Annotated in this window: 20 protein-coding genes and 1 tRNA gene; 6 read left to right on the top strand and 15 right to left on the bottom strand. The window is 69.1% G+C overall.

Features of this window, described 5'->3' with window-relative positions; genetic code table 11:
* Position 1 precedes the first annotated feature (1 nt).
* Positions 2-1,624 carry a carboxyl transferase domain-containing protein gene (locus GOARA_RS11215; RefSeq protein ID WP_007322488.1) on the bottom strand — a complete coding sequence of 541 codons (1,623 nt, stop codon included), beginning with the start codon at positions 1,622-1,624 and terminating at the stop codon, positions 2-4.
* 230 nt (positions 1,625-1,854) lie between these two features.
* Between GOARA_RS11215 and GOARA_RS11210 the strand changes: the two genes are divergently transcribed.
* The gene (locus GOARA_RS11210; protein ID WP_007322487.1) at positions 1,855-5,391 is read left to right on the top strand and encodes an indolepyruvate ferredoxin oxidoreductase family protein; all 3,537 of its coding nucleotides are present in this window, start codon (positions 1,855-1,857) and stop codon (positions 5,389-5,391) included.
* Positions 5,392-5,418: 27 nt separating this feature from the next.
* Here GOARA_RS11210 and GOARA_RS11205 read toward each other — a convergent pair whose 3' ends face one another.
* The 7 genes from GOARA_RS11205 to sucC all read right to left on the bottom strand — a co-directional run bounded on the left by GOARA_RS11205 (position 5,419) and on the right by sucC (position 10,178).
* Positions 5,419-6,048 (bottom strand): TetR/AcrR family transcriptional regulator, encoded by a 630-nt coding sequence (locus GOARA_RS11205; RefSeq protein ID WP_040522888.1) that lies wholly within the window; start codon positions 6,046-6,048, stop codon positions 5,419-5,421.
* A gap of 20 nt (positions 6,049-6,068) precedes the next feature.
* Entirely contained in the window at positions 6,069-6,692 is a 624-nt protein-coding gene (locus GOARA_RS11200; RefSeq protein WP_007322485.1) for a nitroreductase family protein, read from the bottom strand.
* A gap of 64 nt (positions 6,693-6,756) precedes the next feature.
* Positions 6,757-7,197, bottom strand: a complete 441-nt coding sequence (locus tag GOARA_RS11195; RefSeq protein ID WP_007322484.1) for an RDD family protein — start codon at positions 7,195-7,197, stop codon at positions 6,757-6,759.
* Positions 7,190-7,597 (bottom strand): hypothetical protein, encoded by a 408-nt coding sequence (locus GOARA_RS19840; RefSeq protein WP_007322483.1) that lies wholly within the window; start codon positions 7,595-7,597, stop codon positions 7,190-7,192. Before GOARA_RS19840 ends, GOARA_RS11195 begins: the two co-directional genes overlap by 8 nt.
* Entirely contained in the window at positions 7,567-7,980 is a 414-nt protein-coding gene (locus GOARA_RS19835; RefSeq protein WP_138947657.1) for a hypothetical protein, read from the bottom strand. Before GOARA_RS19835 ends, GOARA_RS19840 begins: the two co-directional genes overlap by 31 nt.
* Positions 7,981-8,094: 114 nt before the next feature.
* On the bottom strand, positions 8,095-9,000 hold the full coding sequence (sucD, locus tag GOARA_RS11185) for a succinate--CoA ligase subunit alpha (RefSeq protein WP_007322481.1): 906 nt from the start codon (positions 8,998-9,000) through the stop codon (positions 8,095-8,097).
* 14 nt (positions 9,001-9,014) lie between these two features.
* Entirely contained in the window at positions 9,015-10,178 is a 1,164-nt protein-coding gene (sucC, locus tag GOARA_RS11180) for an ADP-forming succinate--CoA ligase subunit beta (protein ID WP_040522882.1), read from the bottom strand.
* 285 nt (positions 10,179-10,463) lie between these two features.
* Between sucC and GOARA_RS11175 the strand changes: the two genes are divergently transcribed.
* Entirely contained in the window at positions 10,464-11,528 is a 1,065-nt protein-coding gene (locus GOARA_RS11175; RefSeq protein ID WP_007322479.1) for a M23 family metallopeptidase, read from the top strand.
* A 91-nt stretch (positions 11,529-11,619) separates the two neighbouring features.
* Here the strand turns inward: GOARA_RS11175 and GOARA_RS11170 are convergent, their stop codons facing one another.
* A complete protein-coding gene (locus GOARA_RS11170; RefSeq protein WP_007322478.1) occupies positions 11,620-14,043 on the bottom strand; it encodes a UvrD-helicase domain-containing protein in 2,424 nt (807 codons plus the stop codon).
* 74 nt (positions 14,044-14,117) lie between these two features.
* A complete protein-coding gene (locus GOARA_RS11165) occupies positions 14,118-15,926 on the bottom strand; it encodes a hypothetical protein (RefSeq protein ID WP_245548411.1) in 1,809 nt (602 codons plus the stop codon).
* A 31-nt stretch (positions 15,927-15,957) separates the two neighbouring features.
* Here GOARA_RS11165 and GOARA_RS11160 point away from each other — a divergent pair, with 31 nt between their 5' ends.
* From GOARA_RS11160 to GOARA_RS11150, 3 genes are all read left to right on the top strand, one after another.
* Positions 15,958-16,284 carry a chorismate mutase gene (locus GOARA_RS11160; protein WP_007322476.1) on the top strand — a complete coding sequence of 109 codons (327 nt, stop codon included), beginning with the start codon at positions 15,958-15,960 and terminating at the stop codon, positions 16,282-16,284.
* A 63-nt stretch (positions 16,285-16,347) separates the two neighbouring features.
* Positions 16,348-17,991, top strand: a complete 1,644-nt coding sequence (pgi, locus tag GOARA_RS11155) for a glucose-6-phosphate isomerase (protein WP_007322475.1) — start codon at positions 16,348-16,350, stop codon at positions 17,989-17,991.
* A 2-nt stretch (positions 17,992-17,993) separates the two neighbouring features.
* The gene (locus GOARA_RS11150) at positions 17,994-18,641 is read left to right on the top strand and encodes a hypothetical protein (RefSeq protein ID WP_007322474.1); all 648 of its coding nucleotides are present in this window, start codon (positions 17,994-17,996) and stop codon (positions 18,639-18,641) included.
* A gap of 15 nt (positions 18,642-18,656) precedes the next feature.
* Here GOARA_RS11150 and GOARA_RS11145 read toward each other — a convergent pair whose 3' ends face one another.
* Both GOARA_RS11145 and GOARA_RS11140 read right to left on the bottom strand, forming a co-directional pair.
* Entirely contained in the window at positions 18,657-19,400 is a 744-nt protein-coding gene (locus GOARA_RS11145) for an SDR family oxidoreductase (protein WP_007322473.1), read from the bottom strand.
* A 54-nt stretch (positions 19,401-19,454) separates the two neighbouring features.
* A complete protein-coding gene (locus tag GOARA_RS11140) occupies positions 19,455-20,336 on the bottom strand; it encodes an Fpg/Nei family DNA glycosylase (protein ID WP_007322472.1) in 882 nt (293 codons plus the stop codon).
* Between the two features lie 54 nt (positions 20,337-20,390).
* Between GOARA_RS11140 and GOARA_RS11135 the strand changes: the two genes are divergently transcribed.
* A complete protein-coding gene (locus GOARA_RS11135; protein WP_083834853.1) occupies positions 20,391-21,197 on the top strand; it encodes a 3'(2'),5'-bisphosphate nucleotidase CysQ in 807 nt (268 codons plus the stop codon).
* On the opposite strand, the gene cobF is transcribed toward GOARA_RS11135, so the two are convergent.
* The 3 genes from cobF to GOARA_RS11120 form a co-directional block, all read right to left on the bottom strand.
* Complete coding sequence (gene cobF / locus GOARA_RS20230; protein ID WP_040522877.1) at positions 21,180-21,941, bottom strand: precorrin-6A synthase (deacetylating); 762 nt, start codon at positions 21,939-21,941, stop codon at positions 21,180-21,182. The two genes, GOARA_RS11135 and cobF, sit on opposite strands and share 18 nt — an antisense overlap.
* A gap of 94 nt (positions 21,942-22,035) precedes the next feature.
* The gene (locus GOARA_RS11125) at positions 22,036-23,472 is read right to left on the bottom strand and encodes an LGFP repeat-containing protein (RefSeq protein ID WP_138947656.1); all 1,437 of its coding nucleotides are present in this window, start codon (positions 23,470-23,472) and stop codon (positions 22,036-22,038) included.
* A 351-nt stretch (positions 23,473-23,823) separates the two neighbouring features.
* Positions 23,824-23,896 (bottom strand) — tRNA-Arg (locus GOARA_RS11120).
* Positions 23,897-23,899 lie beyond the last annotated feature (3 nt).

Genomic DNA, 23,899 nt, shown 5'->3' with positions numbered 1-23,899 from the left:
GTCACATCCGGAAGACGCCGTTGCTGACAGGGTCGAGGGGCGCGTACCGGCAGGCCTCCAGCGCCAGGCCGAGCACCGTGCGGGTGTCGGCGGGATCGATGATGCCGTCGTCCCACAGGCGCGCCGTCGAGTAGTAGGCGTCGCTCTGTTGCTCGAACTGCCGGCGGATCGGCTCCTTGAAGGCCTCTTCGTCGGCATCCGGCCACGTCTGGCCCGAGCGCTCCAGCTGTGCGCGGCGCACGGTGGCGAGGGTGTCGGCGGCCTGCGGACCGCCCATCACCGAGATCCGCGCATTGGGCCAGGACCACAGGAAGCGCGGCGAATAGGCACGGCCGCACATGGAGTAGTTGCCCGCACCGAAGGAGCCTCCGATCATCACGGTCAGCTTCGGCACGCGCGCGCACGCGACGGCGGTGACCATCTTGGCGCCGTTCTTGGCGATACCGCCCTCCTCGTAGGCGCGGCCGACCATGAACCCGGTGATGTTCTGCAGGAACACGAGCGGAATCCGGCGGCGGTCGCACAGTTCGATGAAGTGGGCGCCTTTTAGCGCGGACTCGGAGAAGAGGACGCCGTTGTTGGCGACGAAACCGACCGGGTGGCCGTGGATGCGGGCGAACGCGGTGACCAGCGACGTGCCGTAGTTCGCCTTGAACTCGGTGTACTCGCCGCCGTCGGAGAGGATTTCGAGTACCTCGTGCACGTCGTAGGGGATTCGCGGGTCGGTCGGGACGACGTCGTAGAGGTCGGCCTGCGGGCGCGACGGCTCCCGGGTCGGCTCCGTCTCCCACTGGGCGGGCTCGCGCGGACCCAGGGTGGCGACGATCTCGCGCAGTTTCGCCAGCGCCTGCTCGTCGTTGTCGACGAGGTGGTCGGTGACACCGGAGACCGACGAGTGCATGGCGCCGCCGCCGAGGTCCTCGGCGCTGACGTCTTCGCCGGTTGCCGCCTTGACCAGCGGCGGACCGGCCAGGAAGATCGTGCCCTGTTCGGCCACGATGACGTTCTCGTCGCTCATCGCCGGGACGTACGCGCCGCCGGCCGTCGACGAGCCGAGGACGGCGGCGAGTTGCGGAATGCCCGCGGCGCTCATCGTCGCCTGGTTGAAGAAGATCCGCCCGAAGTGCTCGCGGTCGGGGAAGACCTCGTCCTGCTGGAGCAGCATCGCCCCGCCGGAGTCGACGAGATAGACGCACGGGAGACGGTTGGCGGCCGCCACTTCTTGGGCACGCAGGTGCTTCTTGACCGTGACCGGATAGTAGGTGCCCCCGGACACCGTGGCGTCGTTGGCGACGATCATGCATTCGCGGCCGTGGACCCGGCCGATTCCGGCCACCACTCCCGCGCTCGGCGCCTTGTCGTCGTACATCCCGAACGCGGCGAGCGGGGCGATCTCGAGGAAGGGGGAACCCGGGTCGAGCAGGACGTCGATACGGTCCCGGACTAGCAGCTTGCCGCGCGACAGGTGACGTTCGCGCGCCTTCTCACCGCCGCCGGCAGCGGCCGTGGCGAGGCGATGGCGCAAGGTGCCGATGTTCGCTTCGTGCGCGGCGCGGCGCGGCGCAGCCGACGACTGTCCGGCAGACGTCGCGCCGGCAGCGGCTTCGTCGTTGGTGCTGGCCACCACACGCCTTTCAGTTAGTAGTGATTAACTGAGATGAGTTTAGGTGACGCACCCCACACTTGTCACGCCCGCTGCCGATTCTCTCGCGGTGCGTGACGTGGATCACAAATCTTCGTAGGCTTGGGGCAGGCCCGCACACCCCGCGGACCGACGAACACACCGCCTCGCCGCCGGGCGCCGCCACCGATGGACTCCGGCGCCGGAGCTGAATACGAAGGCCGGGTGATCCCATGACCCTCGCTGATGACCGCGCGCACCGCCTCAGCCTCACCGCTTCAGCCCCCTCTGCGCCGCCCGCCGCCTTTTCGCTGGACGACCGCTACACCCGCGAATCGGGCACCGTCTACCTCACCGGGATCCAGGCGCTGGTCCGCATGATTCGCGACCGCGCCGTCGTCGACCGCCGCGACGGTCTGCGGACCGCCTCGTTCATCTCCGGATACGAAGGGTCACCGCTCGCCGGCTACGACCTGGAGATCGCCCGCAGACGGGCACTACTGGCACCCCTCGACATCGTGCACCGGCCCGGCCTCAACGAGGAGATCGCGGCGACCTCGGTGATGGGTTCGCAGATCGCGGCCCGCGCCGGCCACCTGGCCGCCGACCCGGCCGGCGAGCGGCGCGACGGCGTCGTCGGCTACTGGTACGGCAAGGCGCCCGGCCTCGACCGCGCGACCGACGCCCTGCGTCACGCGAATCTCATCGGCACGCATCCGAGCGGCGGCGCGGTCGCGCTGGTGGGCGACGATCCGGGCGCGAAGAGTTCGACGGTGCCGTGCGCATCCGAGATGGCCCTGGCCGACCTCTACATTCCGATCCTCTACCCCGCCGACAGCGCCGACATCCTCGACTTCGGGGTGCACGCCGCGCTGATGAGCCGGGTGTCGGGGCTGTGGACCTCGCTCAAGATCTCCGCGCACGTCGCCGACGGCGCATCGACCGCGATCGTCGGCCCAAACCTGGTCGTCCCCGAATACGGCGGTCTGGGCGCCAGTCCGCACATCCCGAGCGGAACTCTCCTCGGCGCGAATCTCATGGAACTCGAGCAGAATCAGCTCACCATCCGGCTCCCGCGAGCGGTGGAGTACGCGCGCCTGAACGGTCTCAACCAGATCGTCGCCCGCACCGCCGACGACCGCATCGGCATCGTCGCGGCGGGCAAGACCTACCTCGACGTGCGCGAGGCGCTGCGTCTCCTCGGCATTGCCGACGGGGACCTGGCCCGCCTCGGCATCCGCATCCTCAAACTCGGCATGGTCTACCCGATGACGACCGACGTGCTGGACCGGTTCATCGACGGCCTCGACGAGGTGATCGTCGTGGAGGAGAAGCGCGACTTCATCGAGACGATGATGCGCGACATCCTCTTCCGGCGCCCCGGCGTGCCGGCCATCGTCGGCAAGGCGCACGAGGACGGCTCGACGCTGTTCTCCCGGTTCGGCGAACTCGACGTCGATGCGGTGACCCGCGGGCTCGCCGATCGCCTCGGCCGCCGCCACCGGATCGAATCCGCGGCGCGGTGGCTCGACGAGCACGCCGATCGACGCGAGCGCATGCTGCTCCCCCTCGCGGTGCGGACGCCCTACTTCTGCTCCGGCTGCCCGCACAACAGCTCCACCAAGGTCGGTGCCGATTCCCTCGTCGGGGCCGGGATCGGCTGCCACGCCATGGCGTTGCTGATGGATCCGCACCAGGTCGGCGACGTCACCGGCATCACCCAGATGGGCGGCGAGGGCGCGCAGTGGATCGGGATGGCGCCGTTCGTCGACGAAGGCCACTTCGTGCAGAACATCGGCGACGGAACCTTCCTGCACTCCGGGTCGCTGGCCCTGCGCGCCGCGGTGGCATCGGGCGAAAACATCACCTACAAGCTCCTCTACAACGGCACCGTCGCGATGACCGGAGGGCAGGACCCGGTCGGCGAGATGACGCTGCCCGAGATCGTCACGCTGCTCCTCGCCGAAGGAGTGTCGCGGGTGGTCGTCACCACCGACGACGTCAAGCGCACGCGCTCGCTCGGCCTGCCGCACGCGGCGGCGGTCCGTCATCGCGACGACATGCTCGACGTGCAGCGCGAACTCGCCGCCGTCCCCGGCGTCACGGTTCTGGTGCACGACCAGTACTGCGCGGCCGAGAAGCGCCGCAAGCGCAAGCGCGGCGCCTATGACACCCCGGCCCAGCGCGTGATGATCAACGAGCGCGTCTGCGAGGGTTGCGGGGACTGCGGCGAGAAATCGAACTGTCTGTCGGTGCATCCCGTGGAGACCGAATTCGGCCGCAAGACCCAGATCGACCAAAGCTCCTGCAACTACGACTTCTCCTGCCTGGCCGGCGACTGTCCGGCCTTCGTGACCGTGACGCCGGGCGAACGGCAGGAACGACGACGGGTACCGCCGTTGTCCGCGCGGGCCGTACCCGAGCCGTCCGGCCGGGCGTCGGCGAACCGGGGCTTCACCGTCCGGGTGACCGGTATCGGCGGCACCGGCGTGGTGACGGTGTCACAGATCCTGGCGACCGCCGCGGTCCTGGACGGACACAGCGCCCGCACCGTCGACATGACCGGACTCGCCCAGAAGGGCGGCGCGGTGGTCAGCGATCTGAAGGTCTCGGCACAACCGGTCGAGCAGGCGGCGAAGGTCGCCGCAGGGGACTGCGACGTCTATCTGGCGTGCGATCAACTGGTCGCCACCGACCCGGCCCACCTGAAGGTGGCCTCGCCCGCCAAGACCGTCGCCGTCATGTCGACGACCAGGGTGCCGACGGGCGCGATGGTCACGTCGACCGAGGTCGGCTTCCCCAGCGCACAGCGGGTGCACTCCACCATCGACGAGAATGTCGCACGAGCGGTCTATCTGAACGCCGGCGCGGTGTCCGAAGACCTGTTCGGCGACGAGCAATACGCCAACATGCTGATGGTCGGCGCGGCGTATCAGACCGGAGCGGTCGGAATCAGCGCGGCATCGATCGAGCGCGCCGTCGAACTCAACGGGGTGGCCGTCGAAGCGAACATCCAGGCTTTCCGCCGCGGTCGCCAGGTCGTCGCCGATCCCGCGGCTCTCACCCGGGCGGCCGATTCGGTCCGGGTGACACCGCCCGCCTATGAGCCGAGCGACGCCGCGCGAGCCGCCGTCACGACCCTGCCCGGCGTCGGCGGCGAACTCGCCGCCACCGTGGCCCGCCGCTACGACGAACTGATCGCCTATCAGAGCGAGGCCTACGCCCGCGAATATCTGGCGCAGGTGGCACAGGTGCACGCGAGCGGGCTGGGCGAGGAGCTGAGCGACGCGGTGGCGCGCAATCTCTACAAGCTGATGGCCTACAAGGACGAGTACGAGGTGGCGCGGCTGACCGAGGACGAGGAGTTCGCCGCGAGCGTCGCCAACACCTTCGGCGCCGATGCCAGGACGGCCGTCCGGCTGCATCCGCCGGTCCTGCGAGCGCTGGGCAAGCGGGAGAAGATCGCCTTCGGCCGATGGGCCCGGCCCGTGCTGCACGTGCTGTCGACGATGAAGCGGCTGCGCGGCACGCCGTTCGACCCCTTCGGCCGCACCGAGGTCCGGCGCACCGAGCGCGAACTCGTCGCCGAGTACCGAGGCGTCGTCGCGGACCTGCTGGCCCGTCTGGGGAACGCGCCGTCCCCGGATCGACTGGCCGCGGCCGTGGCCATCGCCGAACTGCCCGACCTGGTGCGCGGGTACGAGAGCATCAAGATGGGCAACGTCGCCAAGTACCGCACCGAACTCGCGCGCCGGCTGGACGCGCTGTGACCCGGTCTCACACTTGCAGGCGGGAGTTCAGCCGTCCGCGTCGGTCCGCGCCCCGAGCGCGGCGAGGGCCATCGCGGTCAGCAGCCGGCGCAACTGCGCCGCCGGGAACGCCGGCAGCATCGGCGACGAATTGAGCAGGCCGAACATCGCGTGGACGCGGACCCGGGCCTCGTCCCGGCTGACGTCTGGGAGTTCGCCGACGGCCGCGCAGTCGAGAACGACGTCGACCCACCGCTCGACATAGCGCCGCTGGAGCAGGCGGACCCGGTGATTCGCCTCGGAGGTCAGCGAGGACAGGTCCCGGTCCTGCACGGTGATGAGGTCGGGTTTGGTGACCAGCACGTCGATGTGGAAATCGATGAGCCGGCGCAGTATGTCGATGCCGGTGCCGCCCTCGGCGATGGCCGCTTCCCCGCCCGAGAGCAGGCGTTCGCTGATATCGACCAGCATTTCGTCGAGCAGGGCGGACTTGGACTCGAAATGCCGGTACATGGCCGGCCCGCTGATGCCGACCGCGGCCCCGATGTCCTCGAGACGGACACCGGTGAAGCCGCTTTTCGCCATCAACCGGGCCGCGGCGGCGAGAATCTCGGCGCGCCGCGCCGCTTTCGCACGGCCGCGCGAGGTGATCGGAGCCTCCGACGGTGAATCCGGCATGGACTCATCGTAGGTCCGCGTCACCATTCGTTGATGTGCAGCACCTCGTCGATCGGCCGGCGCGGTGCCGGTTTGAAGTCCGTTCCGGTGTAGTACGCGACCGGCAACAGGACACCCTGGGCGATGCCGTCGGGGATACCGAGGATCTCGGCGACCTCCCGCTCGTAGACCAGGTGCAGCGTCGTCCAGGCCGAACCGAGACCGCGGGCGCGCAGCGCCAGTTGCAGGCTCCACGCCGCGGGTAGCAGCGAGCCCCAGACGCCCGCCTGGTTGCCTTCCGGCAGGCCCTTCTTCCCGACGTGGATGGCGCCGATGACGAACACCGGAACCCGCTCGAGCACCTCGGCGAGATAGCTGGCGCTCGACGCGACGCGCTTCCCGGTCTCGTCGCGCTCGCCCTGTGCGGCGATGTACGGCGCGAAGGACTTCCGGTACAGGTCGGCGATCCGGCGCTTCTTCTCGGCGTCGTCGATGACGATCCAGTGCCAGCCCTGACTGTTGCTTCCGCTGGGTGCCTGCAGCGCCACGTCGAGTGCTTCGCGGATGATGTCGAGGGACACCGGGCGATTCAGGTCGAGCCGTTTGCGCACCGACCTCGTCGTCGTCAGCAGTTGATCGGGATCCAGTGGCAGCAGTTCGGTCATGACTCCACTCTCCCACCGTTCCGACCCGCCCCCCCGCGGCCCGGCACCGCCGCCGATACGGCGCTCACCGCGAATAGACGACGCGGGTGCGCAGCACGACGTCGGCGACCGATCGGCGGCGGGCGTCGATCGCCGAGTAGGCCAAACCGATGGCGAACAAGACGCTGATCACCGCCCTCGCCAGCGCGACCGGAGCGCTGATCTGCGCACCGTCGTGACCGGTGACGCGCAGACCCATCACCGCCGATCCCGCCGTGCGCCCCGAGACCGCCCAGCACGCGCAGAGATACAGAATCGCGACGACGATAAAGCCCGTCGTGGTGAACGCGACGTGGACGGCCGGGAAGGCGAACTCGCGCACCTGCACCGCCAGCCGGAACAACACGATGCCCAGGTAGACGGCGACCAGGATCGCCACGACGACGGCCGTGTCGACGAGCGCCGCGATGCCGCGGCTGACGATCCCGGCCGGGCGGTCGGCGTCGGACTCGCGGTGCTCAGACATCGCCGCCGCTCTCCGGTCCGTCCGGCGCGACGGTATCGACGGCGGCTTTGCGCCGCAGCAACCGGCCGATCGCGTTCGCGACGGCGTCGTCGGCGCGCTCACCGCTGCTTCGGACGTCAGTCATCACATCTGCCGTCACCGACGTGCTCGCCGCCCGGATGATCTCGGGGAGGTCCACCCCGTCGATGACCTCGTTGGCCAGCGCGACCAGATCGATCGAATGCACGACGCGGTCGAGATCCATCCGGCCGACCGCGCGGTCGAGGTCGATCCGGTCGACGATCGCGTCGATGTCCAGCCGGGCCACCAGCGCATCGAGGTCGATGCGGGCCAGCAGTTCCTCGATGTCGACGCCGGCCAGCGCACGGTTCAGATCCACCCGCCGCACCACTGCGTCCACGTCGAGACCCCCTCGACCAGCGCGTTGACGTCGATGCGGCGCAGTACCCGGTCGAGGTCGATCCCGCCGAGGAGGCGGTCGAGGTCGATGCTCTCGATCAACCCGGTCAGGTCGGTCTCGGTGGTGAGGATCGACACCGCTTCCCGGGCGATCGCGGCCGCGGTGTCGCGCGTGACGGTCAGGGCATCCTGTGCCGCGGTGACCGCGAGGCCGACCGAGGCATCGACGGCACGCCCGACGACGGGGACGCGCGACACGGCTCGTACCGCTCCACCTGCCACCCGGCCGGGAAGCCCGAGCGGGCCCGACCACACCGACCTCTCGGCGGTGCGCTGAGCGACTACCTCGCCGTCGACAACCCGCGGCACTGAAACGTCGGACACCCGGTCATCGTAGTGGCGGTTCACCGGCAAACCCTGCAGAAAAAGGTCTTACCCCGCACCGTTTCGGTGCGGGGTAAGACGCGATCTGCTGGGTTTGGGCGCGGGGCCCGGGTATCAGGCCAGGTTCTCGAAGAGTTCGCGGGCCAGCTGCGCGGTCTCACTCGGCGTCTTGCCGACCTTGACCCCGGCCGCTTCGAGCGCTTCCTTCTTCGCCTGCGCGGTGCCCGAGCTGCCGGACACGATCGCACCGGCGTGGCCCATCGTCTTGCCCTCGGGCGCGGTGAACCCGGCGACGTAGCCGACGACCGGCTTGGTGACGTTGGCCTTGATGTAGTCGGCCGCCCGCTCCTCGGCGTCGCCGCCGATCTCGCCGATCATGACGATCAGCTTGGTCTCCGGGTCCTTCTCGAAGGCCTCGATGGCGTCGATGTGGGTGGTGCCGATGACCGGGTCGCCGCCGATGCCGATGGCGGTGGAGAATCCGAGGTCGCGCAGCTCGTACATCATCTGGTAGGTCAGCGTGCCCGACTTGGACACCAGGCCGATCGGCCCCTTGCCGGTGATGTTGTTCGGCGTGATCCCGACCAGCGACTCGCCGGGCGTGATGATGCCCGGGCAGTTCGGGCCGATGATGCGAGTCTTCTCGCCCTTATCGACGTTGTAGGCCCACACGTAGGCGCTGTCCTGCACCGGGATGCCCTCGGTGATGACCACCAGCAGCGGGATCTCCGCGTCGATGGCCTCGATGAGCGCGTCCTTGGAGAAGGCCGGCGGCACGAAGGCGATGGAGGTGTCGGCGCCGGTCTTCTCGATCGCCTCGGCGACGGTGGCGAACACCGGTAGTTCGACGGCGTTGCCGTCGGCGTCGACGTGGCTGACCGTGGTGCCGGCCTTGCGCGCGTTGACGCCGCCGACGACGTTGGTGCCGGCCTTGAGCATGAGTGCGGTGTGCTTGGTTCCCTCACCGCCGGTGATGCCCTGGACGATGACCTTGTTGTTCTTGTTCAGATAGATCGACATGTTCTGCGCGCCCCTTACTTGCTCGCCAGTTCGGCGGCCTTGTCGGCGCCGTCGTCCATGGTTTCGGCCAGGGTCACCAACGGGTGGTTGGCGTCGGCCAGGATCTTGCGGCCCTCGTCGACCTTGTTGCCGTCGAGGCGGACGACGAGCGGCTTGCTCGCGGTGTCGCCCAGGGTGTTCAGCGCGCCGACGATGCCGTTGGCGACCGCGTCGCAGGCGGTGATGCCGCCGAAGACGTTGACGAAGACGCTCTTGACCTGCTCGTCGCCGAGGATGACGTCGAGTCCGGCGGCCATCACCTCGGCCGAGGCGCCGCCGCCGATGTCGAGGAAGTTCGCGGGCTTCACGCCGCCGTGGTTCTCACCGGCGTAGGCGACGACGTCGAGGGTGGACATCACCAGTCCGGCACCGTTGCCGATCACGCCGACCTCGCCGTCGAGCTTGACGTAGTTGAGGTCGTGCTCCTTGGCCTTGAGTTCGAGCGGATCGGTCGCGTCGCGATCCTCGAACTCGACGTGACCCGGCTGGCGGAAATCGGCGTTCCCGTCGAGCGTGACCTTGCCGTCGAGCGCCAGGATCTGGTCGTCGGGAGTACGGACCAGCGGGTTCACCTCGACCAGCAGGGCGTCCTCGGCGACGAAGACCTCCCACAGCTTCTGGATCGTGACGGCGGCGGCGTCGAGGACTTCGGCGGGCAGATGGCCCTGCTCGGCGATCGAGCGGGCCGTCGCGAGGTCGACGCCCTTCACGGCGTCGACCGCGACGCGGGCGAGGCGGTCGGGCTTGGTCGCGGCGACCTCCTCGATCTCCATTCCGCCTTCGACCGAGCACATGGCCAGGTAGGTGCGGTTGGCGCGATCGAGCAGGAAGGAGATGTAGTACTCCTCGGCGATGTCGCTGGCCTCGGCGACCAGGAGCTTCTTGACGATGTGGCCCTTGATGTCGAGGCCGAGGATGTTCTCGGCGTGGGTTTGCGCGTCGTCGGGGGTCGGCGCCAACTTGACGCCGCCGGCCTTGCCACGACCGCCGGTCTTGACCTGCGCCTTGATCATCACGGGCTTGCCGATCTCCTCGGCAATGGCTCGTGCGTCGGCAGCACTGTCGGTCACCCGTCCCGGTGTGGTGGGAACCCCGTGCTTGGCGAACAATTCCTTCGCCTGGTATTCGAAGAGATCCATTCGGCTCACCATTTCTGTGTGCGCCCGCCTTCTGGATGTGACGCGGGCGATACTCGGACTTTAATCCCCGGCCGGACGGGTCATTCGCCCGGCTCCCCAACAGGCACGATAGGACAGTCGTGGGACCGGCGCCGGGCTCGGGCCCAACTGTGGAACTTGTCACTGACTTCCAACAAATCTGGCGGTTCGTTGGACTTGACGCATCGACTCCGATACCTTCGTTGAGGTGCCAAGTCACGAAATGATTACGAAGACCGTGTGAATATGGCAGTTAGGCAGGGATCAGTGGCCCACGAACGGAACGGGGTTATCGAGCACGCAGGGCGTCGCTTCGTCACCCCAGTCGACGCTTCGGCAGTCGTCGCCTCTCGCGCTACCACCGTTTTCCCCAGTGAATTCGACGATGACCTGGACGATCTGACGCTCGACCGACCGAGCTGGACGGGCACCGTACGCAGTGGCCGAAGCCTTGATTCGGACGCCGTCACGACTTCCGAGATCACCCAGGACATCGCCATCCCGGAGAGCGAGTTCCGCCGCGAGGCCGCGAACCCCTCCACCACCCTCACGCCTTCGCAGCCCACCGACCTCGTCGAATCGGGCGAGATCGACGAACTGCCGATCAAGCGCACGACGACTCGTCCGGCGCGCAAGAGCGGCAAGCACCGCATCAGCGCACCCCCGACCACGCTCAAGGGCGGCCGGGCCGCGCTCGTCGCCCTCGCCGCGGGTGCCGCTGTCGCCGCCGCGGCCCAAGCGACCTCGGCGGACAAGTCCTCGACCACGGCGACCGCCGCCGACGGGACCCCCGACCAGGGGCCGGGCGTCGTCGCCGGGACGACCGACACCGACATGAGCGCGTACACCCGCGGCCTGGAGAAGGGCAAGGCCCTCGCCGCCGCCGAGGCCGCGCGGGAGAACCTCAAGCGCCGCCCGATGTACACCTCCCCCATTCCGATGGGCGTGTACTCGTTCACCTCCGCCTTCGGTCCCCGCTGGGGCTCCTTCCACGGCGGTCTCGACCTCGCCGCTCCGCTCGGCACCCCGATCCACGCGGTCCACGACGGCGTCGTGATCGCCGCGGGTCCCGCGTCGGGCTACGGCAACTGGGTTCAGGTCCAGGCGGCCGATGGCACCGTCACCATGTACGGCCACATGTCCTCGTCGGGCGTCCTCGTCCAGAAGGGCCAGCACGTCACCGCCGGCGACGTCATCGCCCTGGTCGGCAACGAGGGCTTCTCCTTCGGCCCGCACGTGCACTTCGAGGTCTGGAAGAACGGCTCGACCAAGATCGATCCGATGCCCTGGCTCGCCCAGCACGGCGTGCGGATGTCCGGCTACACCGGCTAGATCCGCAAAACCCCGCACTTAGCGACATACCCGACACGGTTTCCGTGTCGGGTATGTCGCTTAATGTCGGGTTTGCGCAGGCGCGCGGCGGCTACAGCTTCTCGCCAGGCAGCCCGCCGAGCGTCATGAACGTCATCCGGCCGACGCTGCCGCCGAAGTCGAAGGTGATCCGCTCGGTCGGGCCGCTGCCCTCCTTGCCGACTGCTTTGCCCAGCCCGTACTTGGGGTGGTTCATCCGGTCGCCGATGTCGTAGTTCTCGCGGCGGTTGCGCCCGCGCGTCGGCTCGCCGTACGAGTCGCGTCCGCGCGACCGGTACGGGTCGAACCCGCCGCCGCCCGAGTCGAACCCGAACGCGCCCGACGCGCGGTGCCGTGACGCCGAGCGTTTCGGCTCGGTGCGCCGCCAGTCGATCAGGTGCCCAGGGATCTCGGCGAGAAACCGCGACTCCGGGTTGGACACGGGCTGACCCCACGACGCGCGGGCCAGCGCGCGCGTCAGATACAGCCGCTCCTTGGCCCTGGTGATGCCGACGTAGGCCAGCCGCCGCTCCTCGCTGAGCTCGACCGGATCGCCGAGCGAGCGCATGTGCGGAAAATGCCCGTCCTCCCAACCGGTGACGAACACGACCGGGAACTCCAGCCCCTTCGCGGTGTGCAGGGTCATCAGCGTGACGACGCCCGCCTCGGAATCGGGCACCTGATCGGCGTCGGCGACCAGCGAGACACGTTCGAGGAACGCCGCCAGCGAGCCGGGCTCGGGTTCGCCCTCGTCCTGCGCGCCGACCGCTGGCCCGTCATCGGCCACCGGCGCGACGGCCGCCTCCTCGGCCGCGGTCGCGCTGAAGTCGCGGGCGACGGCGACCAGCTCGTTCAGGTTGTCCAGGCGGGCGCCGTCCTGCGGATCGCGGGACGCCTCCAGCTCGGCGCGGTACCCGGTGCGGTCGACGATCGCCTCGACGAGTTCGCCGACGTCGGCACCCTCCGCGGTCGCGTCCAGGGTGATCGCGTCGGCATCCTCGCCCGACCCGAAGGTCGCCAGGAACTCGCGGCGCAGCCCTTCGATCAGATCGACGAAGCCGCCGATCTGGTTGACCGCGCGGGTGTTCAGCAGCGGTACCGAACCCTGCGTGGCGTCCAGCAACGCTTGATAGAAGCTGATTCCCCGGTTCTCGGCGTGTACCGCGACGCACGCCTCGGCCCGGTCGCCGATGCCGCGGCGCGGTGTGTTGAGGATGCGGCGCAGACTGACGGTGTCGTCCGGGTTGGCGACGGTGCGCAGGTAGGCGATGACGTCGCGCACCTCCTTGCGCTCGTAGAATTTGGTGCCGCCGACGACCTTGTAGGGGATACCGTGCCGGACGAACACCTCCTCCAGCGATCGTGACCCGGTATTGGTGCGATAGAAGACGGCGATGTCGGAATACGCCCGGCTCGACGACCCGCCGATGGAATAGTCGGTCAGCGAATCGATCTCGCCGGCGATGAACGTCGCCTCGTCGCGATCGGAATCGGCGACGTAGCCGACGATCGGGTCGCCGTCCCCCGAATCGGTCCACAGCCGCTTCGGCCGCCGGTTGGGGTTCTGCGCGATCACCGCGTTCGCCGCGGACAGGATGGTCTGCGTCGACCGGTAATTCTGCTCGAGCAGGATGGCGTGCGCCTTCGGGAAATCCCGCTCGAACTCTTCGATGTTGCGGATCGTCGCACCGCGGAAGGCGTAGATGGACTGGTCGGCGTCACCGACGACGCACAGCTCGGCCGGCGGCGGATCGGCCCCCTCGTCATCGCCGGTCAGCTCGCGGATCAGGACGTACTGGGCGTGGTTGGTGTCCTGGTACTCGTCGACGAGAATGTGCCGGAACCGACGCCGGTAATACTGTGCGACCTCCGGATGCCGCTGCAGCAGCGCCACCGTCTCGCCGATCAGGTCGTCGAAGTCGAACGCGTTGGCCGCGCGCAGCCTGCGCTGGTAGAGGTCGTACACCTGGGCGACGACCACGTCGGCGGAGTCGTCCGCCGCGTCGGCCGGCTTGGCGTCCTCGGGGCCGACCAGTTCGTTCTTGAAGTTCGAGATGGCGACGGCGAGACCGCGCGCCGAGTACTTCTTGGGATCCAGTTCCAGGTCGCGGATGATCATCCCCAGCAGCCGGCGGGAGTCGTCGGCGTCGTAGATGGAGAAGTTGGAGTTCATCGTCTCGCCGAGCAGCCCGGACTGGGCGCGCAGCATCCGCACGCACATGGAGTGGAAAGTCGACACCCACATGGCCCGGCCGGCACCGCCGACCAGGCCGACGACGCGCTCGCGCATCTCGGCCGCCGCCTTGTTGGTGAACGTGATGGCGAGGATCTGGCCGGGGTGCACGTCGCGCTCGGCCAGCAGGTAGGCGATGCGCCGCGTCAGCACCGCGGTCTTCCCCGATCCCGCGCCGGCGACGATCAGCAACGGAGATCCGGTGTGCACCACCGCCTCGCGTTGCTGTGGGTTCAGTCCGCGCAGCAGTTCCTCAGCACTCATCTCGACGTCCAGATTACCGGGATGCTCCGACAGCCCCGGCGTCCGGCGCGCGGCGACCGGATCTCCGGCGAGGGCTACTTCAGCAGCGCGGCCTCGGCGACCTCGCCGACGCGGCCTTCACCGGTGTGCACGGCCAACCCGGGGGTCAGCGGGCGCAGCGTGATCGCGGTGCCCCGCCCGGTGGTCTGGATGTAGACGACGTGCAACCCGGCGCGCAGATCGACGGTCACCGGCTGGCCCCCGGCCAACTGCACCGACAGCCGGCCGTCGCGGTTCGCGCAGTAGCTCAGCGCGATGGTCCAGGTCCAGTTCAGCAGCGGTCCGGACAGCGGGACGCGCGTGAGCCTGCGCACCTCCGGACGCGTGCAGTCCCCCGCTCCGGCGGCGAAGGTGCGCGCCGGGGTCACGCCCCCGGGCACGAGCCGCCCGCGCTGGTCGAGCACCTTGAGATCGTCGGTGACCGTGCCGAAGCGAACCGGCGGCCGGACGCGGCCGAAGGTGTGGCTGATCTGGTTCTCGGGATTCGCCACCGGGGTCAGCACCTCCAGCGGCAAGGCCTGGTCGAACATGGTCCGTTCTGGGTCGGAGGTCAACGACGCCCGCGCGGTGCGCAGATAGTCCGGCGTCGGATTGTTCCGCCACGACGCGGAGAAGTTCCACAACCCCCACCCCGAGGATGCGATCGCCACGACGAGCGCGACGGCCACCGCCCTGGTCGCCGCGGGCGCGGGTACGACCCGTGCGCGCGGGGCAGCAACCGCCAGCGCCAGGGCCGCCGTCATCACCAGCGCCGCGTCGGGCAGATAGCGCATCGTTTGCGCCAGCTCGAGGGCGGTGTTGCCGCTCGACCGGTTCCACATGACCGGGATCTGCGCGGCGAATACGTACACGGCCGCCGCCCCGACCGCCATCAGCCCCGCCGGCCGGTAGCGCGCGATCAGCCCGACCACCAGAATCAGTACCAGCCACCCGGCGACGATCTGCCACACCGGCGCGAATCCCATCGGCGGGCTCGGAATCCACCGGTCCCAGGTCCACGGCCCGCCCACGAGCGACGGCAGCACCGCGTTGTTGACGGAGCGCCACACCAGATGCAGCGTCTGGGTGATGCTGTGCTGGCCGGCGGCGCCCTGGCCGCCCGTGGCGGAGAGGAACACCACCGCCCAGGCGACGGTCATCGGGACCAGCACGAGCCACAGCGGTTTGGCCCGCGTGAACGCGGCGGCCAGCGGACCGTCGACTTCGCAGCCGTCGGCCCGGACGGCGTTGTACCGGCACCAGAGCACGGTCGCGACGAAGACGACCGGAACGACGTAGAGCGCCTTCTCGAAACACACCAGCGCGACGAAGTAGACGACCGCGCTGCGAATGACGACGAGTCGCCGGGCCTTCTCGTCGAGGTTTCCGCGGCACAGCAGCACGGCATCGCCGATCAGCCAGGCCATCGCGAACTGCATCGGCAACGAATTCAGGCCGGCCGCCCACCACACGAAGGAGGGCACGGTCATCGGCGTGAAGAGGAAGAACGCGAGGACGCCGACCGTCACCCACGAGTCGCGGGCACCGGGTCCGGCGAGCAGCCGGATCATCCGCCAGACGGCCAGCGCCACCGCCGCCGCGAGCACCACCAGCGTCAGCGCCGCCGGCCACCACTGGGTCGGGGCGATCAGTGTCGTCAGCCCGGCGACGAAGAAGGCACCGGGCATGAAATGGCCGTCGTGGTTGTGGGTGAGGTATTCCCAGCCGAACACGTTGTGGGTCGAGGCGCGGCCGATGAGGATCAGGTCATCCCAGTAGAAGCCGCCGCTGGCGACGAGCGCGAGGCGCACCGCGACGTACACCGCGATCAACGCGAGCGCGAATCGAGCGATAGCACCGGTCACATCACGAACTGTACGTGGCAAAATCATCCCGATGAGTGACGAATCGCAGCCCTTCGACACCAACGCCCCGTTCGACGCCAGCGCGTACCGCCTCGACGACGACGTCGCCGTCCTGCCCGACGACATCGACGTGCTGCGCGGCGAGATCGACCGGCTCGACGCGATCATCCTCGCCGCGGTCAAGCGGCGCTCGGCGGTCTCCAAGAAGATCGGGGCCGCTCGCATGGCGTCGGGCGGTCCGCGCCTGGTGCACAGCCGGGAGGTGAAGGTCCTCGACCGGTTCGCCGAACTCGGCCAGGAGGGCCACACCCTGGCGATGCTGTTGCTCCGCCTCGGCCGGGGACCGCTGGGCCGCTGACGCGGGTTCGGATGGTGAGATCGGTTCGAGCGGCCCTGCCCCAAACCCCATAGGGTAGGAGCCATGAGCGATGTGACGGCCACCCAGTCGTGGCACGCACTGGCCGGTCATCAGCCCCACGTCTTCGCCACGACACTGCGGGAACTGTTCGCCCTCGACCCCGGCCGCGGGAGCGACCTCGTGGTCGACGCGGGCGATCTGCATATCGACTACTCGAAGAACCGGGTCACCCGCGAGACGCTGGAGTTGCTGTTCAGCCTGGCCCGCGAGGTCGGCCTCGAAGAACAGCGCGACGCGATGTTCGCCGGGGAACACATCAACACCTCCGAGGACCGCGCGGTGCTGCACACGGCGCTTCGCCTGCCCCGGTCCGCGGTGCTGACCGTCGACGGGCGCGACGCCGTCGCCGACGTCCACCGCGTCCTCGACGCCATGGGCCGCTTCACCGACGACGTGCGGTCGGGGGCCTGGCTCGGATTCACCGGGCAGAAGATCACCGATGTCGTCAACATCGGCATCGGGGGCTCGGACCTCGGACCGGAGATGGTGACGCGCGCGCTCCGCGACTATCACGACGGGCCCGCGACGCACTTCGTGTCCAACGTCGATCCCGCCGACATCCTCGCCACCCTCGATGCCGTCGACCCCGCGACCACGCTGTTCGTCATCTCGTCGAAGACCTTCACCACCCTGGAAACGCTGTCCAACGCACGGGCGGCGCGCACCTGGCTCGTCGAGGCGCTGGGCGACGACGCCGCGGTAGCGCGACATTTCGTCGCCGTCAGCACCAATGCGGCCGCGGTGCGCGAGTTCGGCATCGACGAATCGAACATGTTCGAGTTCTGGGACTGGGTCGGCGGGCGCTATTCGGTGGATTCGGCGATCGGGCTGTCGGTCATGCTCGCCGTCGGCAAAGACGGTTTCGCCGAGTTCCTGGACGGTTTCCGCACCATCGACGAACATTTCGCGACCGCGCCGCTGGAGCGCAACGCTCCGGCGATCCTCGGTCTGCTGGCCGTCTGGTACGACAACTTCTTCGACGCGGGCAATCGGGCGGTCCTCCCCTACTCCAACGATCTGGCCCGGTTCACGGCCTATCTGCAGCAACTCGCGATGGAGTCGAACGGGAAATCGGTCACCCGCGACGGCCACCCGGTCACCTGCGATACCGGCCAGGTGTGGTGGGGCGAGCCGGGCACCAACGGTCAGCACGCCTTCTTCCAGCTGCTGCACCAGGGCACGCGGATGATCCCGGCCGACTTCATCGCCTTCGCCCGGCCGTTCCGCGATGTGACCACCGAGGACGGCACGTCGATGCACGATCTGCTGATCAGCAACGTCCTCGCCCAGACCAAGGTGCTCGCCTTCGGCAAGACCGCAGAGGACATCGCCGCCGAGGGCGTCGACCCCGACCTCGTCGCCCACAAGGTGATGCCGGGCAACCGGCCGTCGACGACGATCTTCGCGCCGAAGCTGACACCGGGCACCCTCGGCCAGCTGATCGCGCTCTACGAGCACCAGGTGTTCGTCGAGGGCACGATCTGGGACATCGACTCCTTCGACCAGTGGGGAGTGGAACTCGGCAAGGCGGCCGCGATCGAATTGCTGGAGCCGCTCACCTCGACGGCACCGCCGCAACCGGCCGGCGACTCCTCGACCGACGCGCTGGTGTCCTGGTACCGGGCGCAGGCCGGCCGTAGGGTCTAGGCGTGCGTCTTCCCGGCCGGCTCCTCACCGCCCTCGTCGCGACCTCGACCGTGATCGCCACCGCCTCGTGCGCCGGCGACGATCTCGACGATCCCGGCCCCGAGGTCATGACGTCGGCCACGATCGCCCTGCCGACCGACATCACCGCCCGCACGCCGCCCGGTCATCGACTCGCCTTCGGTGCGGCCGCACTGCTGCCGGCGGCCACCTTCCACCAGCAGTCGGGACAGCCGGCGCTGGCCGCCTACGCCGTCACCGGCGTCCGGCGCGCGGGAACATTGCCGGATTCACGGGTCAACGACGGGGCGGGCTACTTCGTGTACGTGACCGTGATGTCGCTGGCCGACCGACCGGCACCGGCACCCGACATCATCGGCCTCGCCGGCAGCGTCGACGGACGCACACCGGCACTCACGATCCGGGCGACCGGCGAGTCGCCCGGCTGCGAGACTCGTACCCCGCCGCGGACGATGAAGCGCGGCGAGTCCTACGCGACCTGCCTGCTCGCCGTGGTGGACAAGGGTCAGCAGGTCCGCGCCGTCGTCTACTGGGCCAACACCGGCAGCGATCCGGCCTTCGACTACAAGAGCCGCCCGGTGGCGTGGACCGCCGACGGCCGGCCGCCGAGCAGCCCGCCGCCCGCGGGCTGAGCAGCGCCCGGGAGATCAGACGAGTCGGCGCGAAACCGGCTCCGGCAGATGGCGCAGCGCCGCCGAGAGCGGCTCCCACGGCCAGCGCGGCACCGCGGCGTGGGCCTTCTCCGCCTCGATCGCATCCACCATGGCGGCGACGCCGTCGTCGGTCGACGCCATCAGCCGGGTCTTCACGCCCCGGTTGATGTCGGTCTCGATATAGCCGGGCTCGATGATCGTGATGGTGATCGGCTTGCCGGCGAACTCCGCCTGCAATCCCTGGCCCAGCGCGGTGACCCCGGCCTTCGATGCCGAGTACGCGGCCTGCGCCTTGGGCAGACCGCGGTTCGCACTCACCGAGCTGATCAGCACCAGGTGCCCCGAGTTCTGCTCGCGGAAGATCTCCAGGGCCGCCTCGGCCTGGGCCAGCGCACCGGTCAGGTTGGTCTGCACGGTCTCCAGGTTCGCGTGAGCCTTCCCGGTTCCGATCGGCGCGCCCTTGCCCAGCCCCGCGTTGACGATCACCCGGTCGAGACCGCCCAGCTCGTCGCGTACGGCGCGGAACACCGTCGGCACGGAATCGAAGTCGGTGACGTCGAGGGCCGCGGTCACCACCTGCGACGCCTGGCCGCGCAGCTCGTCGGCCAGGGCGGTGAGACGGTCGACGCGCCGGGCGCAGAGGCCGAGCGCGCGGCCCTGCTTCGCGAACGAGCGGGCCATGCCCTCGCCCAGGCCGGAACTGGCACCGGTGATCAGAATCTTCTCGCGTTTGCTCACGCCGACAACCCTATTGCCACCGCGCCGCGATGCCCAGCGCGGACGCACCCGAGATCACTTGAGCAGCCGCGACATCCGGCGATCCGCGAGCTTCTTGCCGCCCGTCTGGCAGGTCGGGCAGTACTGGAACGAGCGATCGGCGAAGGACACCTCTGCCACGGTGTCCCCGCACACCGGGCACGGGAGACCGGTCCGGGCATGGACCTGCAGACCCGAGCGCTTCTCGGCTTTCATCGTCGACACGCCGCCCGGGCCCTCCAGCCGCTGCGCCGCATCGCGCAAGATCGCACCGATCGATTCGTAGAGCGCGTCGATCTGATCGTCGGACAGCCCCTTCGACGTGGCGAACGGAGACAGCCGCGCACGGTGCAGGATCTCGTCGGAATAGGCGTTGCCGATGCCGGCGATCACGCGCTGGTCGGTGAGCAGGTTCTTGATGCGCGCGGTGCTGCCGGCCAGGATCTGCGCCAATTCGTCGCGGCCCAGCGACAGCGCGTCGGGGCCGAGTCCGGCGATCCGCTCGACGTCGAGCGGATCGGTCACCACCCACACGGCGAGGCGCTTCTGCGTGCCCGCCTCGGTGACGTCGAACCCCTCGCCGGGCAGACCGCAGTGGACGCGCACGGCGATCGGGCCTTTGCCGCCGGGACGCGGCGGCTTCGGCGACAGGTTCTCGCTCCAGCGCACCCACCCGGCCCGGGACAGGTGGATGACCAGATGCAGGGGTTCGGAGTCGTCGGCGGACGCGGTGGTGATGACGAGATACTTGCCGATCCGTCCGACGCTGGTCACCGTGCGGCCGGCCAGTGCGGTGTACGGCGGATCGGCCGTCTTGAGAACCGCGAGCGAGGCGATGTCGACCCGCCGGATCGGCAGACCGGCGGTGCGTTCGTCGAGAAAGTTCGCGATCGCCGTGACCTCTGGCAACTCGGGCATCAGGCACCCCCCTCGCTCCGCACCACCATCAGCTCCCCCTCGCTCCGCTCGACCATGTCCCCAGTGTGCTCTAGTGGGAGGGTGAGTTCTATACCTGCGCGGGGAGCATCGGCGAGCGGGCCGGATTCGGGGCTGTCCGACGGCGAGCTGGCCGCCCGGATCGCCGAAGGCGCCGGCCGGATCCTCCTCGGGGTGAGGCACGGCGGTCTGCTCGACGGCGCACTGGCGGGCAATGCCGGCGACCAGCTCGCCCAGGCGTGGATCGGTGCGGCGCTGCGCCGCCGCCGGCCCCACGACGCCGTGCTGTCCGAGGAGGCCGAGGACGTCGGCGACCGCGCGACCAACGATCGCGTCTGGATCATCGACCCGCTCGACGGCACGAGCGAGTTCCGCCACGGCACCGACGACTGGGCGGTACACGTCGCGCTCACGGTCGACGGCCGGCCCACGGCAGCGGCCGTCGCCATTCCGGCTCGCGGAGAGCTTTTCCGCTCCGACGACATCGAGGGCGTCGGCGGACCGCTGACGCACCGGATCGCCGTGTCCCGCTTCGGCGGCAGCTACGAGGCCGCCCACGTCGCCAACGCCCTTGGTCTGCAGCGCGTCTCGATCGGATCGGCGGGAGCCAAGGCCATGGCGGTGGTGCGCGGCGACGTCGACGCCTACGTGCACGCGGGCGGGCAGTACGAATGGGACAACTGTGCCCCGGTCGGCGTGTGCGCGGCCGCCGGATTGCACTGCAGTCGCCTCGACGGGTCGGAGATCGTCTACAACCAGCGCATCCCCTACATGCCCGACTTCGTGATCTGCCGGACCGAAATCGCCGACGACGTGCTCTCCGCGCTACGGGGCGTCTGGTGAGCGCAACAGATAGATGTCCATCGCCCACCCGACCCTGCGCTTCAGGTCCGCGCGGGCCTCGCCGATGGCCTCGGCCACCTCGTCGACCGGGCCGGCGATGAGTACCTCGTCGTCGGTGCCGAGGTTCGCAGCCCAGTAGATCTCGTCGCCGGGACGGGCGGCGGTCCGGAACGCCTCGTGGCCGTCGAGCATGACGATCTGATTGCCCCGCACCGCTTCCGGCGTGTCCGGCAGCCGGCGCCCGGTGGTGATGTGGACCGGCTCGCCGATCCGGTTGGCGGTGATCGCGTGGGCGGCGGTGAGCGCCGACGCACTGGTCACGCCGGGGATGACCGTCACCGCGACGTCGCGTCCGGGCAACCGCCGCAGGGCGTCCACGATCCGCAAGGTGCTGTCGTAGAGCGACGGATCCCCCCACACGAGGAACCCGACCGCGCCGGACCGCGGCAGGACCGCGGCAATGGCCTCGACGCGCGCGTCGTGCCAGCGGCGCACCTCGGCGCCGTAGTCGGCCGGCCGCCGGTCCCGGGGCGGGTCGGACACGGTGAGGACCGCGCAACCGGGGGCGTAGCGGTCGAGCAGCTCGGTGCGCAGCCGGCGCATCGAGTCCGTCGACTCGCCTTTGTCGAGGAGGACCACGGCGTCGAGCCGGCCCATCGCCTCGATCGCTTCGACGGTGATCTGTTTCGGGTCTCCCGGTCCCACTCCGATCACCAGGAGTTCGACCGGCCTCTCGTGTTTCACGCACCCACCGTAGGGCACGGCCGACGGCTGCGGCCCGCGAAGCACCGCGGCCCGGCACCCATATCGGGTACCGGGCCGCGGCGATGTTGCGTCGCTACTCGAACTTCTTGAATCCGGCAGCTTCGGCGTCGGACTCGGTGGCGAACCAGATCTCCGCGACCGTCGCGGCGTACGCGCGCGATGCGGGGGTGTGGTACAGACCCGAGTCTGCGTTGCCCTTGATCGGGAAGCCCTTGGGCTCCGCGTCGCCGGGCAGCGGCAGGTGAGCGCCCTTGGGCAGCGGGACGGTTTTGCCGTCGCGCACCCAGGTTCCGGCAGCACCGGCTGCCGCAGCAGCGCCGGCAGCGGCAGCGCCACCCTTGCCGGTGGCGTCGCCGACCAGTCCGGAGACCTTGTCGCCGGCGGAGCCAGCCGCATCGCCCGCCTTGTCGGCGGCACCTTCGACGCCGCCCTTCACCTTGTCGTAGGCGCCTTCGACGCCATCCTTGACGCGGTCACCGGCACGCTCCGCAGCGCCCACGGCGTCCTCGGCGGCACCCTTGATCTTGCCGCCGGCAGCCGCGGCAGCGGCTCCGGCAGCACCCGCGGCACCAGCGGCGCCGGCAGCGACCTTGCCGCCCGCGCCCTTGACGGCACCGACAGCGCCGTCAACGTTCGGAGCCTTCAGGTTCGGACCGGAAACGTTGCCGCCCTTACCGCGGCCGGTGAGCAGGCGCCACAGCCAGCCGAGCAGCAGCAGACCGCCGACGATCAGCAGCGGAATGAGCAGCCACCACCAGTTGAAGCCCTTCGGGGCGTCCGGCAGGCCGACGTTCGGAGCGTTGACGTCCGGTAGATCGACCTTAGGAGCGTTGATGTCCGGCACGTTCACGTTGGGCAAACCGGGCAGGTTGATCTTCGGCCAACCGGGCAGGCTGATCGCCGGCCACTTCAAACCGTCCAGCTTGGCGCCGAGGTCCGGGAGGCCCGGGAGGTTCGGCACGTTGATCCACTTGCCGGTCTTGGCGTCGAAGGACAGCTCGCCGTTGGCGAACTTCTGCGTGACGATGTCGCCGTTTACGACGGCATCACCGGTCGGAAGGCCGAGCGCGCCGGCGATCTGAGGATCTCCGAGCGCAGCGGCGAACGGACCGCGGACGACCCATGCACCCGTCTGCGGAGTCCAGTAGATCTTCGGGTTGTCCTCGGCGGCGAACTCGGCGACGCGAGCGCCTTCCGGTGCCTGAGCGACACCTTCGCTGGCCTTCGGGAAGCCCAGGTTGCCCGCGGGACCGCCTTCTGCACCGAACTTCTCGTTGATCGCGCCGTACAGGAAATGCGCACCGGTCTTCTCAGACCAGTAGATCCCGCCGCCGCTGTACTTCTGTTCGTAGCCGTCGCCAGCGGAGGTGACTTCGCCTTCCTTGTCACCGAGACCGGTGTTCAGTTGACCACGGTCGGCTTCGCCGCTTTCGATCTGTCCGGCGACTTTGTCGATAGCTTCGCGCGCATCGTCCTGCGGTGCGGCCGAAGCCTGTGGCGCAACAAGCATCAGTGTGCCTGCGGCGGCCACTACGCCAAGGGCCAAGCGGCGCAGGGCCACGGGTCCTGACTTCTTCCCTACGGGTTTCACTCCGTGAACTCCTTGTCTCCATGGCACGACTGATCCATGCCTTTCCTTAGCTTGCTACAGCAGCGCCGACCTCGCAGCGCAATCGCAGCCCGAATCGGCGGATTGACTCGAATAAGCCGCTTCTTCGTTAGCCAGAACTACCCTAACGCCGCTGACGGTTCCCCGTAACCCTTGCGAGAATCAACGACCATTTTCACCCGGGACGGGTTAAACGACGGCGTCGATGACCTGGTATTTCCGCGCAGAAGCCGCCAGAAAAAAACTTCACTGTGCTCCCGGTAGGATTCGAACCTACGACACCGGCTTTAGGAGAGCCGTGCTCTATCCCCTGAGCTACGGGAGCGTT

This window comes from Gordonia araii NBRC 100433 (genome assembly GCF_000241265.1).
In the GTDB taxonomy this organism is placed as follows: domain Bacteria; phylum Actinomycetota; class Actinomycetes; order Mycobacteriales; family Mycobacteriaceae; genus Gordonia; species Gordonia araii.
The sequence above is the reverse complement of the archived record's forward strand: the minus strand, read 5'-3'. Positions and strand labels throughout refer to the sequence as shown.

Excerpts from the sequence above, each read along its gene's own strand:
- GOARA_RS11140 (WP_007322472.1), bottom strand. The coding sequence starts at position 20,336 with ATGCCCGAGTTGCCAGAGGTCACGGCGATCGCGAACTTTCTCGACGAA.
- GOARA_RS11135 (WP_083834853.1), top strand. The coding sequence starts at position 20,391 with ATGTCCCCAGTGTGCTCTAGTGGGAGGGTGAGTTCTATACCTGCGCGG.
- GOARA_RS11160 (WP_007322476.1), top strand. The coding sequence starts at position 15,958 with ATGAGTGACGAATCGCAGCCCTTCGACACCAACGCCCCGTTCGACGCC.
- GOARA_RS11200 (WP_007322485.1), bottom strand. The coding sequence starts at position 6,692 with ATGACCGAACTGCTGCCACTGGATCCCGATCAACTGCTGACGACGACG.
- GOARA_RS11210 (WP_007322487.1), top strand. The coding sequence starts at position 1,855 with ATGACCCTCGCTGATGACCGCGCGCACCGCCTCAGCCTCACCGCTTCA.
- GOARA_RS11170 (WP_007322478.1), bottom strand. The coding sequence starts at position 14,043 with ATGAGTGCTGAGGAACTGCTGCGCGGACTGAACCCACAGCAACGCGAG.
- pgi (WP_007322475.1), top strand. The coding sequence starts at position 16,348 with ATGAGCGATGTGACGGCCACCCAGTCGTGGCACGCACTGGCCGGTCAT.
- sucD (WP_007322481.1), bottom strand. The coding sequence starts at position 9,000 with ATGTCGATCTATCTGAACAAGAACAACAAGGTCATCGTCCAGGGCATC.
- sucC (WP_040522882.1), bottom strand. The coding sequence starts at position 10,178 with ATGGATCTCTTCGAATACCAGGCGAAGGAATTGTTCGCCAAGCACGGG.
- GOARA_RS11125 (WP_138947656.1), bottom strand. The coding sequence starts at position 23,472 with ATGCTTGTTGCGCCACAGGCTTCGGCCGCACCGCAGGACGATGCGCGC.
- GOARA_RS11205 (WP_040522888.1), bottom strand. The coding sequence starts at position 6,048 with ATGCCGGATTCACCGTCGGAGGCTCCGATCACCTCGCGCGGCCGTGCG.
- GOARA_RS11195 (WP_007322484.1), bottom strand. The coding sequence starts at position 7,197 with ATGTCTGAGCACCGCGAGTCCGACGCCGACCGCCCGGCCGGGATCGTC.